Consider the following 16,383-nt stretch of genomic DNA (forward strand, 5'->3'; position numbering starts at 1 on the left):
TTTCATTGGAGAAACGCATGTCCCAGGACAGCAAGATCGAATGGACTGACCACACATTCAACCCATGGGAGGGTTGCCAGCGCGTAGGGCCTGGTTGCGACCACTGCTATGCCGAGACGCGCAACGCGCGCTACAGCGGAGGCCAGGCCATCAACTGGGGGCCGGGCGCGCCGCGCCGCCGCACAAGCGTGTCGAACTGGAACCTGCCGCGCCGGTGGAACGCGCAGGCAGAAGCGTTCCAGGCGCAGCACGGCCGCCGCCAGCGCGTGTTCTGCGCGAGCCTCGCTGACGTTTTCGATAACGCAGTCAGCCGTGAATGGCGCGATGACCTGGCAGCCCTGATCCTGGACACCGCGGACCTTGACTGGCTCCTCCTCACCAAAAGGATTGGGAACGCGGGTGCCATGCTGGGCGAAATGTTCCTCGACGGCCCGCCCGCGAACGTCTGGTTGGGTGCGACGGTTGTCAACCAGGCCGAGGCCGACCGGGACATTCTCAAGTTGCTCCGCATCCCCGCGTCCGTGCGCTTCTTGTCGATGGAGCCGCTGCTCGGTCCGGTGTCGTTCGAAGGCTTCTTCGCCAACCCCAGCAATATTGCAGACGGCACCAACGCGCTGGAGGAACTGGACTGGGTGATCGCTGGCGGCGAGAGCGGCCCCGGCGCGCGGCCCACGCATCCCAACTGGCACCGTGAACTGCGCGACCAGTGCGAAGCCGTGGGCACGCCGTTCCTGTTCAAGCAGTGGGGAGAGTTTGCGCCGGCCCTGTCCGGCCTCTACTTCCACCCGCTGGAGGGCGGCCCGCAGTTTCGGCCCCGAGTTGCTGACCAGACCACCCACGACTTCGGCGACGGCTATGGCGCCGTGCGCATCGGGAAGAAAGCGGCCGGCCGCGAGTTGGATGGCAAAACCTGGGACGAATTCCCTGTTCTGCAGCACACAGCCTTGCGAAAGCCCCATGAGTGAAACCGCGCTCACGCTCAAGCAAGCCGCCGAGCGGCTGCAGGTTTCCTACGGCACCGTCTTCGAAAGGCGGCACGAGATCGCCTTTCGCCTACCCGGATCGCGCATATGGCGCGTCTGGCCATCCGCCCTTGCCGCCCTCAACAAACCTCGCAACAATGTCACCCGGCTATCGTTGCGGAACCAGGATAGTGAATGCCCATCCGCAAAGATCAAACTTCCGGAATCTGGTGGATCGATCTACGCACGCCAAGCGGCGAAAGAGTTAGACGATCTTCTAAAACGACCGAGCGCAAGGCAGCTCAGGAATACCACGACCGCCTGAAGGCGGAGATGTGGCGGCAGGACAAGCTGGGAGAGCAGCCGCAGCGGCTTTTTGAGGAAGCTGCCGTTCAATTTCTCCGTGCCTCTGCCGGACAGAGCGACTACGACACCAAGGTTCGGCACGTCGCGTATTGGCGCACCGTCTTCGGTGGCAGGCCTATCAGCTCTTTAACAAGCGACGTCATCCTTGACAACCTGCCCACGCACTTCGTGCGCCACGGCTCCACTGTGCAGCGGCCCACGTCGCAGAGCACCAAGAATCGGTACATCGCCACCCTTCGGACACTGCTCAACATGTGCGAGAAGATGCAGTGGCTGGCGCGCTCGCCCATTCTCAGCAACTACCGCGAGCCTGCGGTTCGGATTCGGTTCCTGACCCGCCAGCAGGCCCGCGCCTTCATCATGGCCTTGTCTCAGGACTGGATGCGGGACATCTGCCGCTTCGCCCTTGCTACTGGTATGCGAAGCGCGGAGATCCTTACGCTGACCTGGGACAAGGTGGATCTCAAGCGCTCGACGGCGTGGGTCAGCGCCGATGCATCCAAATCGGGCTCCGCGCGAGTGGTGCCGCTCAACGCCGAAGCGCTGGACGTGCTGAATGCGCGCCCCAAAGGCGTCAACGTCTTCACGCGGCCTACCGGGGCACCTGTGAAGCAGGTCGATGCGCGAATTCTTGCCCGGGCCTTCGCCGCAGCCGGTGTCGAGAATTTCCGCTTCCATGACCTGCGGCACACCTGGGCGAGCTGGCATGTCCAATCCGGCACGCCCCTCTTCGTGCTGAAGGAGCTGGGAGGCTGGAAGACGCTGGAGATGGTGAAGAAATATGCCCACCTGGCACCGGAGCATCTGGCCCAGTACGCAAACGCGGTCATGTTTTGGTCAGAGCAGACCCCCGACGACAAGAAAAAAGCCCTTACGCTTGCGGCGTAAGGGCTTGATTTCATTGATGTTTATTTGGTGGGTCCTGCGAGATTCGAACTCGCGACCAACGGATTAAAAGTCCGCAAAAATAGCATTCAGCAGTATTTTTGTTTGTTGATATTTCCATGTAAATCAACAACATACATCGTCCAACCTATCAAACCGTATTCCGATAAATGCCGAAAAATTGATGCACCGGGCTACGGCACGGCTACGGCGGGTAGACTCGCAGCATGGCCCGCCCTTCCAAGAATCAACCAGTGGATTTGTCCACGCCCATCAACATCACCCCCAGCGTGATCGAGCGCCTTGTGTGCCCAGAAGGCAAAGACCAGGCATTCTTGCGCGACGCCCTGGTCCCGGGCCTGCGGGTGCGTGTGTCCGCCCACGGGGCAAAATCCTTCGTATTCGAGCGCAAGGTTGGCCAGAAGACCGTGCGCAAAACCCTGGGCGATGTGCGTGTGCTGACCGTCGACGAAGCCCGTGCTGCTGCCCGGCGCGCTCACGGCACCCTGGACGCAGGCGAGAGCCTGAACACGCCAGCCGCCCTGCCCGAACCGACGCGCGACGCCACTGTGCAAGAAGCGTGGTCAGCGTATCTGGCAGACCGAAAAAGCCAATGGGGCGAGCGGCACTACGCGGACCACGAGAAGCTGGCGAGGCCGGGCGGCAAGAAAGCGACCCGCGGCACCAGGGGGCGAGGCGAGACAGTGCCGGGCATCCTCTATCCGTTGATGGCGCTGCCTTTGACAGCCCTGACCCCCGCAACGATCGAGGCCTGGGCCGCCGAGCAAGCCAAGACGGGCCCTACCCAAGGGCGCCTAGGTGCGCGAATGATCAGTGCATTTATCAACTGGTGCGAAGACCAGCCAGCCTACGCAGGGCTCGCGCCCCGTGGTGCCGCTGTCGTGAAGACGAAACGTGTGCGCGAAACCCTGGGCAAAGCACGAACCAAGAGCGATGCGCTGCTGCGCGAGCAGCTCGCCCCTTGGTTCCGGGCTGTGCTCTCTATGAGTAATCCGGCCATGTCGGCATACCTGCAGGTGCTGCTGCTGACGGGCGCACGCCCGGGTGAAGTTCGGACCATCCGATGGGAAGACATTGACTGGGCTTGGGCAGGCCTGAGTATCCGGGACAAGGTCGAGGGCGACCGCATCATCCCGCTCACGCCCTACGTACGCTCGCTGATCAACGGCCTGCCGCGACGCAGCGAATGGGTATTCACCAGCGCGGATGGGTCGTGCCTTTATAGCCCCAACCACGCGCACGACAGAGCCTGCCAGGTTGCAGGTGTGCCGGCCGTCACTCTCCACGGGTTGCGGCGCTCGTTCAAGAGCCTGACCGAGTGGCTGGAGATGCCCGCTGGCGTCGTCGCCCAGATCATGGGTCACAAGCCCAGCGCGACTGCAGAGAAGCACTACACCGTGCGCCCCCTGGACCTGCTGCGCATGCACCACGAGAAGATCGAGACCTGGGTTCTTGCCCAGGCCGGCGTGCCGTTCGTTGCACCGAAGATGGGCCAGCGGCTTCAAGTTGTTTAGCATTTTGCGAAATCAACGTATCGCAATTTAGGCAAATGCGATAACATTCCGACATGTGGACGGCATCGGGTCGTCCCATTGATCGGAGATATCGCATGAACCGCTTCGGCCAACAGCCGCCTGCCCTCGAAACCCTGGCCGTGCCTACTGTGGACACGGCCACGGCAGCCCACTACCTGGACCGTTCGCCCCAGACGCTGCGGATCTGGGCCTGCAAAAACAGCGGACCTATCACGCCACGGCGCGTAGCCGGCCGCCTGCAGTGGCTGGTCTCCGACATCCGCAAGGTCTTGGGCGTGCAGCCATGAGAGCTGTTGACCTTTTCGCCGGAGCTGGCGGATTCAGCACCGGCGCTGCGCTGGCCGGTGTGCCCGTCATCTGGGCTGCCAACCACTGGCCACTGGCCGTCCAGTACCACGCCGCGAACCATCCCGACGCACAGCACCTGTGCCAGGACCTGCACCAAGCCGACTGGAGCCGCGTCCCAGCGCACGACCTGCTGCTGGCCTCTCCCTGCTGCCAGGGGCACAGCAAAGCCCGGGGCAAGGCGAGTGGCAACCCTCAACACGACGCCAGCCGCAGCACAGCCTGGGCCGTGGTCAGCGCCGCCGAGTTCCACCGCCCGCGCGCCGTGGTTGTGGAGAACGTGCCCGAGTTCCTGGACTGGGCCCTGTATCCCGCCTGGCGCACGGCCATGGAGGCGCTGGGATACACGCTGTCGCCACACATCGTGGATGCCGCCGACCACGGGGTTCCCCAGCACCGCGTGCGCATGTTCATCGTGGCCACGCGCAGCAGCTCGCCCCTGGTGCTGGCCCTGCCCAAATGCGAGCACACACCGGCCAGCAGCTTCCTGGACTTCGAGTCCGGCAGCTGGAGCCTGGTCAACAAGCCTGGCCGCTCCTGCGCAACCCTGGCGCGTGTGGCCGCTGGCCGTGCCGCACACGGCGACCGCTTCCTGGCGCCCTACTACGGCAGCGGCTCGGGCACCACCGGCCGCAGCCTGCATCGCCCGCTGGGCACCGTGACGACAAAAGCGCGCTGGGCCCTGATCAACGGCGACCGCATGCGCATGCTGACCGTCGCCGAGAACTGCGCGGCCATGGGATTCCCTCGGGACTACCAACTGCCCGCGCAGACCCACCAAGCCATCCACCTGCTCGGCAATGCCGTGTGCCCACCCGTCGCCCGCGATGTGATCAGCGCACTGGCCGCCCAGCTCTGACCATCCCATGACCCCGACCCCACCCCCGACCTGCCAGCAGCTGCTGCAGCGCGCAGGCCACGTCATCACCCGAACAGCTGCGCTCTGGCGCATCGCATCCTGACAGGAGAACCCATGACCTTCACCCTTGAAGCCGTCCGCGCCGCTGGCGGAATCGTGCACAGCGACGGCAATATCTTCTTCCGCGACATCAGCATGCTGCAGGGCCTCGCCGGGGCAGCTCCTGCCGCTGTGGCGCCCCAGAGCGTGGTGGCATGGATGCACCCCGAGACGCTGAACGTGATCAGCGCTGCTCACAAGCACGATATGTCCACAGAGTACGGCGCGGAGACACGCCGCAAAGCAGAAAGCTACTCCGTCGCCCTGGTGCGTGCTGGTGAGCCTGCCGCCGCCGCGCCCGCCGAGGCCCAACGCCTCGCCCAGTTCCTGCAACGCATGCGCACGCATCTCGGCTCCTGCCGCGAGTCAGCTGGCGAATACAACCAGCAGGCCTGGGACGACTACGAGCGCGCGTGGACCCTGCTTCAGGGCATGGCAGCACCTGCTGCGCCTGCAGTGGATGCGTCAAGCACGGACGATGAAATCGAAGCCGAGTTCATTCAGGCCGGTGGTAAATGGACAGGTGACTACTGGAAGATCGAGGACGCCGATTTGCACCCATATGCGCGTCGCGTGGAGCATCGCGCCGCCATCGCAGCCCAGGCCAAGGAAGGCGGTGACCAATGAGCAGGAATCCGAAATGCCAACCCAACGATACGAGCCGACTGAACTGGCTCATCAAGGAAAACTGCGTTGTATGGCTGGGATCGAAGGGCTTTTGGGTCTGCTGGATCAATGACTTCGACTACGAACAATCCAGGGATCAGGAGGGCGCGTTTAAAACCGCTCGGGCGGCCATTGACGCGGCCATCGCAGCCCAGGCAGCAGCCAAGGGGAATGCATGAGCGAAGCCATCTACGACGAGCAGATCGCGCCTCTGCTGAGGCAGGCCGGGAAGCTGTGTGAACAGCACGGCCTGGCCATGGTGGCCGTGGTCGAGTACGACAAGGAGGCGCGCGGCGAAACCCGCCTGCTGCCCGATGGCGCCGGACTCGCCATGCACATGCTCTCCATGCTGGCCGCCAGCGGCAACAACATCGACCGCTATCTCATCAATGTCATTCGCTTCTGCAAAGAAGAAGGCATTCCCCTTGAACAGAGCATGTTCCTTCGGAAGTACGCACGCCCCACTGGGCACAAGGAGAGCACATGAAGCTCAGCAAGAGCCAGCGCGCGGCCCTGCGCGAGAAGTTCGGGGGCCGCTGCGCTTACTGCGGCGAGGAGCTGGGCGACCGCTGGCATGCCGACCACATCGAGTATGTGGAGCGCGAGCTGGCATTCGTCCCCGGCAAAGGCGTCGTCACCACCGGACGCATGCTCAGGCCCGAGCGAGACACGCTAGAGAACCTCAACCCCGCATGCGTGCCCTGCAACCTCGACAAGCACAGCCTGACGCTGGAAGTCTGGCGCGCGCTCATGCAGCGCAGCAACGAGGTGCTGATGCGCGATGTCAGCACGTTCCGCCGCGCTGTTCGCTACGGCCTGGTCGAACTGAAGGCCACGCCCATCGTTTTCTATTTCGAGACCCTGGCCCAAGGGGTGCACAAGGAGAGCTGACATGCATACAGCACTGCAAAAGAAGGTCGCCCAGGTGATGGCCGAAGTGGAGCGCAGCGAGCGCGGCATCGCTGGCTACGCCAAGGATGGCCACTACTTCCAAGTCGAGCGCGAAGAGGATTCCGACCGCTGGTACATCATCGTCGCGGCTCCATGCGGCAGCCGCTGCTACGACGGCTGGTGGCCTGATGAGGACAGGCGCGAAACGCTGGAGGCCGCCGTGGCCGAGGCAATCACGGGTGCATGCCTGCTTGATGAGCGCGCCCAGGCGCAGCAGAAAGGACCTGCATCGTGAAGATCATCAAACAGGGCCAGCCGCCGGAGACGCGCACTTACCAGTGCACTTGCCGCGAATGCGCCACCGTCTTCGAGTTCGAGCAGCGCGAGGCCAAATTCGTGTTCGACCAGCGTGATGGCGACTTCCTGCAGATCAACTGCCCCGTGTGCGGCACCCAGTGCACCAAGGCTGCCAGCAAAGGACAGACCCCGTGAAAACCATCCTCTACGGCCCTGTCACCGAGGCGCACCTGGCCGATGCGTCACTGTTCTCCGGCATCGACCCGACAGCGTTTGTCACCAATGGGACGCGGAGGCCGCCGGCGACCGCCCTGCCTGTCGAGACCATTCCTGTGTGCCCGTTGGTCGGCGACAGCGCGGGCGAGCTGCAGAACCACTGGCGCCTGGTGCTGGCCGCAGACGCCCTGATTCTCGTCGGCCAAAACGACCACCTGCTGCACGCGGCGGGTCGGTACTCCCTGCCGATCTATCACTCGGACGCCTGAGTCTCTGCCCTGCACGCCTGCCGGTCCAAGGTCACTTGGTCGAGCAGGCGTTGCACGTCGAGGTCTCGCTGCCGGAGAAGTCCTCGACCTTCGACAAGTAGTTCGACACCCTCGCCTGCCAGTCCGCCGAGGGCTTCAAGCCGATCGAACGCACGCTGGCAGGCAACGGCGTCAGTTGGATCTCCCGAGCGACCACGGGCGGTTGCGGAGGCGAGTTGGTCGCGCAGCCGGCCAGCAGTACGCTGCTCAGCAACAAGCTGGCGACCAAGAGACTCTTTGTCTTTCGCATAATTCTTTTCCTTCCCTTGTTGATCAGCAGCATGCTGCTGCTCGCGTTTCGCCAGTTGGGTCTCGTGAGCCCGTGCAGCCGACTCCCGCGAAGCGGTCAGCTCCGCCGCCTGCCGGCCGGCGTCGGCCAGGTCGAGCTGCAGTCCCAGGTTGCGCAGGTGCAGTTGCTGGGCGAACAGCGCCAGCATGCCGATCGCCACCCAGTGCCAATACCGAGCGAGGGCGGCAATCACGCCAGCACCTTCTTGGCTGCAGCCCACAGTGCCAGGCGGTCGTCCAGGCCGTTCGTGCCGCCGTTGATCTTCTTGGTGATGCCCAAGAAATCGCCGCGATCAGCAAGGGCGTTCAGACCGCGGCTGTGCCAGAACCAGGCTGCGGACAGGGCGGCCCAAGCAGGTTGCTCCAGCGCTACGGGGTCTTGCTCGAAGTCTGGCGCCTGGGGCGTGACGGCGCGCAGGGCCCGGGTCACCGCTTTGTAGTTGTTCCGGCCGGTGACCTGGATGAGCCCTCGGCCCAGGAACCGCTTACCGTCGCCGGCCTCGGTGTTGCCCAGGTCGCGACGGCCCTCGTACCGCAGCTGAGCCGCAGTAGGGCCCCATATCTCGCGCACATAGACGAGTCGGCCGGATTCGTGCCCCACCTGGGCCAGGAAAGCTGCGACGCGCGCCGGCGAGTCGATGCCGTAGCGCGCGCAGGCTTCGGTAATGGCAGAGGTCCACTGAGTCGCACGCAGCAGCGTGGCGCCCGTGCAGGCCGAGACGATTTCAGGTGTGAGTTTCATTCTTCAACGTCCTCCAGGGGTAAGTTCGGCGCCGGCCCTTCGATCGCCAAATTGCGGATGTAGACCTGTTGGCCTACTGTGGCTTCGCCCACCACCTGCGTGATGTTTCCGCCCACTTCTTCGACCCGGACAGTCGTTCCATCGACCGTCAGGACTTTGCCGACCCGCCGCGGGGCACGCGGCAGCAGTCGCTCAAAACGCTTAAACAGGTTCAACGTGTGTCTCCAGGGTCAGGGTTTGATAGATCGTCGGCATGGACACGTCGACCGCCACGCCACGCGACAGGCCGATATGGGTGTTGCCGCCTTCGACATACCGCACGAAGTTGCCGGGCTTGATGATTCCGGTCTCGGCGAGCACAGGCAGGCGCAGCGCCACAGTTGCAATGCGACCCGTGTCAGAAAGAATGGCTCGGCCCCGTTGGCGTACAGCGTCTGCATGCGTGATCAGCGGGTCCACCACCGTCGGCGCAGGTAGGTCTCCCGCAGTGCCCGATCGCGTGTATCGGCCGTGCACTCCGTGCTCCTGGCCGATGACGAATGCGCGGTTGTAGCGAGGTTTTTCCGTCCACTCGAAGCTCTCCTGCGAGGTCACAGCCGCAGGCAACTCGAAGTTCGGGGTCACAGAATCCCACTCCCAAGCAGGCGCGGGATACCGCAGGTGCATGAGCAGCGACCTGTCGGTGTTGTGAGGCTGGACGTATGCACCGGCGGCGCCAACCACGGCGTTGACCGCCGATATGTAGGAACCGCTGTGGTTGAACACCCCTGCCGGCACAAGCCAGTCGGTCAGGTTCCATGCAGCAACAGACCATCCGATGGGCACGCCATTCAGGGTCAAGATGTCTTCCACGAGTTGACGTGCGGTACGGGGGAACTCGTTGCCAAACGACATTTCAGGGGCGTACGGTGCGTCCAGTTCCGCCCCCAGGCCGCGGCCCGAGACCCGTAGTTGGGACGACCCGAAAGTGCGGTCTCGCGCGATGCGCTCCAGGGTGAAGTTGAAGGGTGTGCCGTTGATGGTCGCCTGCACGACGACGGGATCGCCATCGCTGTTTGGCTGGACATCCGCCAACGCTTGCCCTGGCACGGCGGCGGAAAACTGCCATGTCCACGAATCCACGTCCAGCGACATGTTCAGGGTGGTTGCGGGGATGATTCGCCCGTTGTCCAGGCGGATGAGCAATGCGCTGTTGATCGTCAAGTAGACCTCCTTTACCGGCACGACGACGGTCGGCTCGGGGTTGACGCCGCCCTTGCAGCAGAAAAAGATCAACTCGGTGCTGGCGGTCCAGGCCTGCGAAAACACCAGCTCGACCGCGCCTCCAGGGGGCGGCACATAACACGGCGGCGGCTTGGGCGGATCGACCGGCCGGCCCGGGGTGAGGCCCGGCGGCGGCACCATGGCGTCCTGATACCGCGCACCGCCCATGACCACGGCCAGTTGCAGGGCGTCGCCCATGCTGCTGGTGTGCCAGGCACCCCGCTGCAGGCCGTCGCCGAAGGCCTGCACGGTGGCGCGGCGCACGCGGATCGCCTCTTGGTACTGCTGCAGCACGGCGGCCCGGGCGGCCCGGGCGTTGTCCATGCCCTGGCGCGTGATCAGGTGCACGCGTATGGCTTCCTGCCAGTCCTGAGCGGTGATGCCGGCCACGGCCAGGGCGTTGACCATGCCCTGGCGCGTGGCGAGGTGCAGCCGCTGCGAGTCCTGCCAGCGGTGCACGGTGGCCGCGCCGGCAGCCACGGCCTGTCCGCCACCGATGCGCGTGGTGCTGCTGACCACGGCCGACTGCTGGAAGACAGACACCAGGGCGCCGCGCGCAGCTGCGGCCTCTTGGAAGTCCGACAGTGTGCCACCCACGGCCGGCCGGTCGGTGCGGGTCTGGTAGACCGCACCGAGCGCGACCCGCGCGCCAGGCAGCCGGATGGCGGTAGCAGCTGTCTTGCGCCGCAGGGCACGGATGCCCACGCGGGCGCCGGGCAGGCGAATGGCGGCACGCGCGACCGCATCCTGCCCCGAGCCCGAATCGTCCTCATTGCCGAACACCAGCTCGTTGGGCGAGCCACCGGCTGGCGGGCGGCGGAAGATCAGCTCGATGATCGCCATGGGCTACTCGATGTAGCTGGTCGGTGCCAGCGTGAGGTAGCCGCCGGCATACAGCTGCGTGCTGTCCGGGATCTGGATCTGGCCTTCGCCGCCTTCGGCTGACACATCGACGTCCATCACCAGCGCGCCCGCCGCAGACACGATGCGGCCCCAGGTCGCAATGCCGGATTCGAGGATCATGGCGCCTGCTGCATCGCGGGCCAGCAGCCGCAGCCGGCCGGCCACGATCTCTCCGCAGGGCCTGGCCAGCGGCAGCTCCACCAGCATGGGCAGAGCCGAGGGCTCGCCGAAGGCAGGCCGCTCGGCGTCTGCAAAGAACCGCACGCAGGCCGTGCCCGAGCCCACGTCCAGCAGCAGATCGCGCAGACCCTGCAGGCGGGCCTCGTTCGCGGCCATGGTGATTTCAACGCCGCGCAGGGTCATGGCATGGCCTCCGGTATGACGCGGTCGGCCACCACGGCGCGGAAGTCGCCCTCATGGTCGTAGCTCAGGACCGTGTATGCGGTGGTGCTGTCGATGTGCGGGAAGTCGTACTCGCCCTGGGCGTTGCTCCACGCCTCGCGGATCAGCAGGCCGTCGCGGTCGCGGTACAGCCGCACACGGCGCGATACAGGCACCTTGGGACTGTTCTTGTCTTCCTGCTCAACCGTGCGCCCGCGCACGCGGCCCAGGCCGTTGCCGCCCAGCACGTAGTCCAATTGACCCGCCCCGGGCCGCTGGACCATATACGCGCCCCGATAGATTTCTCGCCCGCCCACGCCCACGGCCGCCGCGGGCAGGAGGATGCTCGTTGGATAAGACAGCTCAGCCATACCCGTTAGCGCCAAGGTCCGGTGACATCGATGAAGCCATAGCCCGACGGGGCTCCGGCAGAGCCAGAATGCGGAAGTGCCAACAGGCGCCGCCCGCTGACGGCCTCAATCAGCGTCGAATCACGCTCGAAATACTGGGCAACCTGTGACTGCGGCACATACCTGTACCCCGGGACAGCCACTCGCGGCGTGTTATTGACGGTGGGAGCATTGTTCAAGTACAGCTGCGTAAGCTTCAGCTCTCCGTCAACATCGCTCGGAAAGACCCCCAGGCCGGAATCGGCCCCAGAACCTGCGCTCGCAGTTCCCGCATAGCTTCTGAGATCGGGGGCCACGCTGCCGCCCAAACCTGTTACGGCCCTCGGCAGAAAGTACCAACCGGAGGATGCGGTATCTAGGCTGCCGTTGTTGGGCGTGGTCGTCACGTTTGCTTGGGACGTGCCGCCGCAGAGCAGACAGGCGTATGCGTCCCCAGGTTTGCGCAGAGCCAGTAGGTCGCCGAAACCCCTTGTGCCACCTGCCGTGCTTGTCGCATTGGAAGAGGTACCTGGTGCCGTGTTATCGACGAAGAAGCGGCTGTCTCCTGCTATCAGCCAGCGGGTGGCAGTGGCATTGGCCGAGGCACTCTTGGCCCACCAGCAGCCATCGGTCCGCTGCGCGACTGAGGGAAAAGGTCCAGTCCCGGTATCGATGGCCGACATGCTTTCGTATGCGCGCATGGATGCAGCGGTCGTGGTGCGGTCATCGACATAGAGGTACATGCCCAGGCTCTGCGGATCGGTGGAGCGATACACGGCCTGGTTGGTCCCAGAAAACGGTTTGGCCCAGCCCAGCGCCGCGAACTTGAACGTGATGCCTGTGCCGTTGTCCACACTGTCGGGAGCGGCTGTGCGGAACTTAAATACGCCACTGGCCGACTCGGTCACGCGCTGCTCGCCGTTGAGCAGGGTCTGCGCGGCGCCTGCGATCAGCACCACGCTGTCTGGCGTGGGAGGCTGCGAAGCGCCCACGGAAAACTCCACCGTGGCCACGCCGGCCGCCACCGTGATGCGTGTGGCTGCGCGCAGGCCAAAACCCGTGACCAGGCAGTCATCGAGGACGGCGATCTTGCTGCCGGCCTGGCCGTTTTGCACGGGCGCGCCGTACATGGTTGAGAGAAAGTGCTTGACGCTGGTATCGACAAGGGATGCCATGGGTGATCTCCAAATAATCAGGGTCGGTCGACGCTGCCGCGCACCAGGTGCTCGAACTGGTAGTCGTCGGCCACGGCCTCGCTGGGCTGCACGGTGCGGATAAGGGCATGGGGGGCAATGCCGCCCTCGGTATTGATGCGCAGCACGTTGCCCGCGCTCCACCCCTGGCCCCAGCCGAGGGCGCGGATCGTGATGTAGGGCACGCCGCTGATCGGGTTGATGGGCGCGAAATCCACGTTGGTGGAGCCCGTGCCCAGGTTGCCGACGTGCTCGCCGATGAACTCGAAGGTCGTAGCGCTCAAGAAACGGCACATCCAGCGCTCGGGCAGCGCGCCGGCATTGGTGACGACCAAGGGCGCGATGGTGTCGTTGTAGCTGGCCAGGGCCTCGGTGCCGTCCACCGTGTCCTGCCATTTGTTGGTCCAGGTGGTCTGGTCAAACATCAGGCTGACGCGGGCGCGCAGCGTGCCGGCCATTAGCGCGCTGGAGACCGCGCTGCCAACAGGAAACTCATGGCTCAGTTGCTTGGTGATCGCCAGCATGCCGTTGATCTGCACATCGCTGACGCGCGCCATCTCTTCGATACGGTGCTGGAAGGTGACCGGCTGGACCCAGCCCGTGATGTCGCTGACGGTGATCTTGCCGGCCTCCAGATCCACGCTCCAGCCCTGCTGGATGCGCTGGCCATCGGCGCCGATGACATAGGCACGCGAGAGCCGCACGCGGCCACAGTTGATGACCTGGCCGTTGGTCACGGTGACCGGGCCGACCGTCCCGGTGTGGCCGATCACGATGTAGCTGCCCACACGGTAGATGGGCACCCGGCCATCGGGCGGAAGGCGCACGGGGTCCAGGCCGATGACGTCCGCGTCCAGCGGCAGATAGAAGTAGCTGACGCTGTTGTAGCGCAGCGTGGTCGGGTCCACGGGCCAGGGGCGCCAGATGCGGTTGGGCTGGACGGCGCCGATGTCATCAGCCGAGTACCACCATTCGGCCTTCTGGGCAGCGGTCAGCGAGGTGTCCAGCACGTAGTCGCCAAACTGCAGCTCGACCACGCCGCTCTGGTAGTCGATCTTGCCGCGCAGGTGCGTGCCGGAGATCACGCCGTCGATGCCGGCCGAGGCCGTGATCTGCTCGCCTGTGGCATCGGAGAGGTTCATCACGAAACCGCTGGGCTTGATCGGCGCCGCTGCGGTGCGCATGAAGATGCTGGCCGTGGTCCAGTTCTGGCGCACGGTCCACAGGCTCTCGACCACCAGGTCGGTGGCCGGGCCATCGACCACATAGTCGAAGATCCGCGCCACGCCGCTGGAGTAGTCCAGCGCGCCGGCCACGATGCCCAGCGCCGTGGGCGTGCGGTCGCGCACCAGCACGCCGTCGTAGTCCTCGTAGACATGGCCCATCCACCGAAACCGCACGCTGCCCGGCACGATGTAGTCGGTGGTGTAGGGGCACAGGTCCAGCACCACCGGCTCGGGCGTGAAGTTCATGACATGGTGCTGGGCACTGGCGAAGTCCTCGGCATAGGTCACCGTCACCGTGCTCGCTGCCAGCAGTTCTTCGCTGACCGATGTATCGCTGCGATCCCCACCCTTGGAGACCGTCGAAAAGCTCGGGTCGCTGCCGCCGCCACCCATGGTGGTTTCTTCGAAGCTCTGGGCGTTCTCGTAGTCGCTGTTGTAGCCCTCGGTCTTGCTGTCCAACTGGACGAACTTGATGTTGAGGAACTTGCCTGCGTAGTTGATGGTGCCGTCCGGGCCGAAAGTGCCCTGGCCGTCATCGGTCAACAGGTGGCGCACCGTGTCCTGGGTCTTGCTTGTCTGGTAGCTGGACCGGCTGTGCGTGGACGACGAGCTGGCCGAGGTCTTGGTGGTCTGCAAGACGATGCCAGAGGAAACTCCTGCCATGGTTTTTCTCCCTTGTTTTGATCAGGCGCCCCAGCGCCGGTATTCCACGCCACCGATGGACTTGACGCCTGCCGTGTACTCGGCATCTGTCCAGACCACGCCGTCGACATCGGGTGGCACGTAGTGGTTGCCCTCGGGCGAGCTGGTGGCGCCGACCTCGATGTAGACGGACCCGCCGCTGGAGCGCGTGCCACCCTGGGCCATGTACTTCCCCGTGGTCGATCCATCGGACAGGGGCACGCGCGAGGTGATGACGGGCGCAGGCGCCGGGGGCACCTGAGGCAGGTAGCTGAATTTGCCGCTGCCGCCGTTCTTGGAGGCCGAGGTGCCACCGGATGAGGCGCCGGAGCTGGCCGAGAGGTTGCGCACGGTGACCCAGGCCACAGACACGGTGCCGGGCGCTGGCACGGTGTCCAGAGTGATGGAGGCGTAGCCGCCTGCGTCCAGCGTGACCGCCACGTTCTTGTTGATGACCACCGCGTAGTCGTACTCGATGGCGAACTGCCCGCCAGCGTCAATCATGAATTGCGGGCGCAGCAGCAGCGCGGCCGAGGCATAGTTGATCTCGCCCGTGGCGGCGCCCTGCAGGTCGCCCTGGCCGTTGTCCGTGGCCGTGCGCAACACGCCGCCCGAGGTCCATTTGATGACCAGCGTGCCGGGCTTGATGCCCTGGTGTGGCAGACGCATGGCGTGCTCGGGCAGCCGCCAGCCCGTGGCGCTGGAGCGGTTCACGAAGGCCGAGGCCTCGCCCCACTGGAAGATGATGGAGCTGCTCACGTCGGGCAGCGCAGGCAGCGTCACGGACACCGAGCCATTCGCATAGTTGACCGTGCCCACGGCCGAGCCCGTCAGCTCGCCCTGGCCGTTGTCGGATGCGGTGTACCAGACGCCCATAACCTGGAACGAGACCACCAGGGTGTTCGGCGCCGGAAAAGGCTTGAGGATGGCCACCCAGGAAAAGCTTCGGTTCTCCTGTCCGACCTTGATGCGGCGCGTGTGCGGAGCATTGGGCACGCGGATCTCGCGCGGCGAGGTGGCGAGCACCAACTCCCGCACGCCGGCCGGGCGCTGGTCCAGCGCCGCAGTCTCGGTGCGGGAGTTGGGCACAAGCTGGGTGTAGATGCTGGCAACGCGCAGCATGCTCTCGCCCAGTTGCACGGCTGCCGTCAGGGGCTGGGCTCCATAGAAGCTGGCAGCGTCCGCCACTGTGGTGTCCCGGATGCGGGTCTTGCTGGGGTCCATCGACCAGGCCCGGTTGGGCGGCGACCCTGGAAAGGCACTGCGCAGCCGGGGCGTGATTTCGCAGGTTGTGACGCTGGCCGTGTAGTCGGTATAGCCGCCGCTGGAGGAATACGAAAACTGCAGTGTCTCGGTCTCGGCGCGCAGTACACGCACGTACTGCAGCACCTGGTTGGCCAAGCCTTCGTTGTAGACCAGGATCAGCGTGCGGCCGATGGTCGGCGCTGGCGTGCCGGGGCGGTGGAAGATCTTGATGGAGCCCTGCCCCTGGACGTGGTTCTCCAGCAGGTAACCGCCCCACTCCGTGCCCGGGATCAGGTAGGCCGCTATGGCCGCAGCGATCTCCGAGCGGCGCGCGAACACGCTGCAGGGCGCGATGGTGATCGACACATTGGGGTCGTTCGGCACCGCCGAAACGATGATGTTGGTGTCCATCAGCGGCTCGGTGGTCGGTGTCTGCACGGCCGCGTGCACCTGGCGGATGGATACGTCGCCGCCGGCCCGGTCCACCTCGGTGATGTCCTCGAAGACGCCATTGGTCTTGCCCCAGGGGATGACGTTGCCCGTAGGGCCGCCGCCGCCGTTGACGTCATCTGTCATCACCTTGGATTCGAGCAGGCGGATGTCGCCGTCTTTGATTGGCATC

Annotated in this window: 21 protein-coding genes; 12 read left to right on the plus strand and 9 right to left on the minus strand. The window is 65.0% G+C overall.

Annotated elements, in window-relative coordinates; all coding sequences use genetic code 11:
• Window positions 1-17: 17 nt before the first annotated feature.
• The 12 genes from PO605_RS10505 (at window position 18) to PO605_RS10560 (ending at window position 7,411) form a co-directional block, all read left to right on the plus strand.
• A complete protein-coding gene (locus PO605_RS10505; RefSeq protein WP_046238087.1) occupies window positions 18-965 on the plus strand; it encodes a phage Gp37/Gp68 family protein in 948 nt (315 codons plus the stop codon).
• Window positions 966-1,157: 192 nt separating this feature from the next.
• The gene (locus tag PO605_RS10510) at window positions 1,158-2,216 is read left to right on the plus strand and encodes a tyrosine-type recombinase/integrase (RefSeq protein ID WP_046238086.1); all 1,059 of its coding nucleotides are present in this window, start codon (window positions 1,158-1,160) and stop codon (window positions 2,214-2,216) included.
• A gap of 224 nt (window positions 2,217-2,440) precedes the next feature.
• Window positions 2,441-3,748 carry a tyrosine-type recombinase/integrase gene (locus PO605_RS10515; RefSeq protein WP_272206430.1) on the plus strand — a complete coding sequence of 436 codons (1,308 nt, stop codon included), beginning with the start codon at window positions 2,441-2,443 and terminating at the stop codon, window positions 3,746-3,748.
• Window positions 3,749-3,843: 95 nt separating this feature from the next.
• The gene (locus PO605_RS10520) at window positions 3,844-4,056 is read left to right on the plus strand and encodes a hypothetical protein (protein ID WP_272206431.1); all 213 of its coding nucleotides are present in this window, start codon (window positions 3,844-3,846) and stop codon (window positions 4,054-4,056) included.
• Complete coding sequence (locus PO605_RS10525; protein ID WP_272206432.1) at window positions 4,053-4,973, plus strand: DNA cytosine methyltransferase; 921 nt, start codon at window positions 4,053-4,055, stop codon at window positions 4,971-4,973. Before PO605_RS10520 ends, PO605_RS10525 begins: the two co-directional genes overlap by 4 nt.
• A 114-nt stretch (window positions 4,974-5,087) precedes the next feature.
• Window positions 5,088-5,699, plus strand: coding sequence for a hypothetical protein (locus PO605_RS10530; RefSeq protein ID WP_272206433.1), 612 nt, complete (start codon window positions 5,088-5,090; stop codon window positions 5,697-5,699).
• Window positions 5,696-5,917 (plus strand): hypothetical protein, encoded by a 222-nt coding sequence (locus PO605_RS10535; protein WP_272206434.1) that lies wholly within the window; start codon window positions 5,696-5,698, stop codon window positions 5,915-5,917. The genes PO605_RS10530 and PO605_RS10535 overlap by 4 nt, the downstream gene beginning before the upstream one ends.
• A complete protein-coding gene (locus tag PO605_RS10540; RefSeq protein ID WP_272206435.1) occupies window positions 5,914-6,225 on the plus strand; it encodes a hypothetical protein in 312 nt (103 codons plus the stop codon). The genes PO605_RS10535 and PO605_RS10540 overlap by 4 nt, the downstream gene beginning before the upstream one ends.
• Window positions 6,222-6,629, plus strand: a complete 408-nt coding sequence (locus tag PO605_RS10545) for an HNH endonuclease (RefSeq protein WP_272206436.1) — start codon at window positions 6,222-6,224, stop codon at window positions 6,627-6,629. Before PO605_RS10540 ends, PO605_RS10545 begins: the two co-directional genes overlap by 4 nt.
• Before the next feature lies 1 nt (window position 6,630).
• Window positions 6,631-6,924, plus strand: a complete 294-nt coding sequence (locus tag PO605_RS10550) for a hypothetical protein (protein WP_272206437.1) — start codon at window positions 6,631-6,633, stop codon at window positions 6,922-6,924.
• Entirely contained in the window at window positions 6,921-7,121 is a 201-nt protein-coding gene (locus tag PO605_RS10555) for a hypothetical protein (protein WP_272206438.1), read from the plus strand. The genes PO605_RS10550 and PO605_RS10555 overlap by 4 nt, the downstream gene beginning before the upstream one ends.
• Window positions 7,118-7,411: a hypothetical protein gene (locus PO605_RS10560; protein WP_272206439.1), complete on the plus strand. Its 294-nt coding sequence runs from the start codon at window positions 7,118-7,120 to the stop codon at window positions 7,409-7,411. Before PO605_RS10555 ends, PO605_RS10560 begins: the two co-directional genes overlap by 4 nt.
• Here PO605_RS10560 and PO605_RS10565 read toward each other — a convergent pair.
• The 9 genes from PO605_RS10565 to PO605_RS10605 are packed head-to-tail and all read right to left on the minus strand — an operon-like array spanning window position 7,396 to window position 16,382.
• On the minus strand, window positions 7,396-7,932 hold the full coding sequence (locus PO605_RS10565) for a hypothetical protein (RefSeq protein WP_272206440.1): 537 nt from the start codon (window positions 7,930-7,932) through the stop codon (window positions 7,396-7,398). The two genes, PO605_RS10560 and PO605_RS10565, sit on opposite strands and share 16 nt — an antisense overlap.
• A complete protein-coding gene (locus PO605_RS10570; protein ID WP_272206441.1) occupies window positions 7,929-8,480 on the minus strand; it encodes a glycoside hydrolase family 19 protein in 552 nt (183 codons plus the stop codon). Before PO605_RS10570 ends, PO605_RS10565 begins: the two co-directional genes overlap by 4 nt.
• Window positions 8,477-8,695 carry a hypothetical protein gene (locus tag PO605_RS10575; protein ID WP_272206442.1) on the minus strand — a complete coding sequence of 73 codons (219 nt, stop codon included), beginning with the start codon at window positions 8,693-8,695 and terminating at the stop codon, window positions 8,477-8,479. Before PO605_RS10575 ends, PO605_RS10570 begins: the two co-directional genes overlap by 4 nt.
• Window positions 8,682-10,586 carry a hypothetical protein gene (locus PO605_RS10580; protein ID WP_272206443.1) on the minus strand — a complete coding sequence of 635 codons (1,905 nt, stop codon included), beginning with the start codon at window positions 10,584-10,586 and terminating at the stop codon, window positions 8,682-8,684. The genes PO605_RS10575 and PO605_RS10580 overlap by 14 nt, the downstream gene beginning before the upstream one ends.
• Before the next feature lie 3 nt (window positions 10,587-10,589).
• The gene (locus PO605_RS10585) at window positions 10,590-11,009 is read right to left on the minus strand and encodes a hypothetical protein (protein ID WP_272206444.1); all 420 of its coding nucleotides are present in this window, start codon (window positions 11,007-11,009) and stop codon (window positions 10,590-10,592) included.
• Window positions 11,006-11,398 (minus strand): hypothetical protein, encoded by a 393-nt coding sequence (locus tag PO605_RS10590; protein WP_272206445.1) that lies wholly within the window; start codon window positions 11,396-11,398, stop codon window positions 11,006-11,008. The genes PO605_RS10585 and PO605_RS10590 overlap by 4 nt, the downstream gene beginning before the upstream one ends.
• Before the next feature lie 5 nt (window positions 11,399-11,403).
• Window positions 11,404-12,591, minus strand: coding sequence for a hypothetical protein (locus tag PO605_RS10595; RefSeq protein WP_272206446.1), 1,188 nt, complete (start codon window positions 12,589-12,591; stop codon window positions 11,404-11,406).
• A gap of 17 nt (window positions 12,592-12,608) precedes the next feature.
• The gene (locus tag PO605_RS10600; RefSeq protein WP_272206447.1) at window positions 12,609-14,498 is read right to left on the minus strand and encodes a hypothetical protein; all 1,890 of its coding nucleotides are present in this window, start codon (window positions 14,496-14,498) and stop codon (window positions 12,609-12,611) included.
• A 21-nt stretch (window positions 14,499-14,519) separates the two neighbouring features.
• Window positions 14,520-16,382 (minus strand): hypothetical protein, encoded by a 1,863-nt coding sequence (locus tag PO605_RS10605; protein ID WP_272206448.1) that lies wholly within the window; start codon window positions 16,380-16,382, stop codon window positions 14,520-14,522.
• Window position 16,383: the final 1 nt, after the last annotated feature.

Origin of the sequence: Delftia sp. DT-2 (assembly GCF_028401915.1) — a bacterium.
GTDB classification, from domain to species: Bacteria; Pseudomonadota; Gammaproteobacteria; order Burkholderiales; family Burkholderiaceae_C; genus Comamonas; species Comamonas tsuruhatensis.

Excerpts from the sequence above, each read along its gene's own strand:
- PO605_RS10505 (WP_046238087.1), top strand. The coding sequence starts at position 18 with ATGTCCCAGGACAGCAAGATCGAATGGACTGACCACACATTCAACCCA.
- PO605_RS10510 (WP_046238086.1), top strand. The coding sequence starts at position 1,158 with ATGCCCATCCGCAAAGATCAAACTTCCGGAATCTGGTGGATCGATCTA.
- PO605_RS10515 (WP_272206430.1), top strand. The coding sequence starts at position 2,441 with ATGGCCCGCCCTTCCAAGAATCAACCAGTGGATTTGTCCACGCCCATC.
- PO605_RS10520 (WP_272206431.1), top strand. The coding sequence starts at position 3,844 with ATGAACCGCTTCGGCCAACAGCCGCCTGCCCTCGAAACCCTGGCCGTG.
- PO605_RS10525 (WP_272206432.1), top strand. The coding sequence starts at position 4,053 with ATGAGAGCTGTTGACCTTTTCGCCGGAGCTGGCGGATTCAGCACCGGC.
- PO605_RS10530 (WP_272206433.1), top strand. The coding sequence starts at position 5,088 with ATGACCTTCACCCTTGAAGCCGTCCGCGCCGCTGGCGGAATCGTGCAC.
- PO605_RS10535 (WP_272206434.1), top strand. The coding sequence starts at position 5,696 with ATGAGCAGGAATCCGAAATGCCAACCCAACGATACGAGCCGACTGAAC.
- PO605_RS10540 (WP_272206435.1), top strand. The coding sequence starts at position 5,914 with ATGAGCGAAGCCATCTACGACGAGCAGATCGCGCCTCTGCTGAGGCAG.
- PO605_RS10545 (WP_272206436.1), top strand. The coding sequence starts at position 6,222 with ATGAAGCTCAGCAAGAGCCAGCGCGCGGCCCTGCGCGAGAAGTTCGGG.
- PO605_RS10550 (WP_272206437.1), top strand. The coding sequence starts at position 6,631 with ATGCATACAGCACTGCAAAAGAAGGTCGCCCAGGTGATGGCCGAAGTG.
- PO605_RS10570 (WP_272206441.1), bottom strand. The coding sequence starts at position 8,480 with ATGAAACTCACACCTGAAATCGTCTCGGCCTGCACGGGCGCCACGCTG.
- PO605_RS10580 (WP_272206443.1), bottom strand. The coding sequence starts at position 10,586 with ATGGCGATCATCGAGCTGATCTTCCGCCGCCCGCCAGCCGGTGGCTCG.
- PO605_RS10585 (WP_272206444.1), bottom strand. The coding sequence starts at position 11,009 with ATGACCCTGCGCGGCGTTGAAATCACCATGGCCGCGAACGAGGCCCGC.
- PO605_RS10590 (WP_272206445.1), bottom strand. The coding sequence starts at position 11,398 with ATGGCTGAGCTGTCTTATCCAACGAGCATCCTCCTGCCCGCGGCGGCC.
- PO605_RS10595 (WP_272206446.1), bottom strand. The coding sequence starts at position 12,591 with ATGGCATCCCTTGTCGATACCAGCGTCAAGCACTTTCTCTCAACCATG.
- PO605_RS10600 (WP_272206447.1), bottom strand. The coding sequence starts at position 14,498 with ATGGCAGGAGTTTCCTCTGGCATCGTCTTGCAGACCACCAAGACCTCG.
- PO605_RS10605 (WP_272206448.1), bottom strand. The coding sequence starts at position 16,382 with ATGCCAATCAAAGACGGCGACATCCGCCTGCTCGAATCCAAGGTGATG.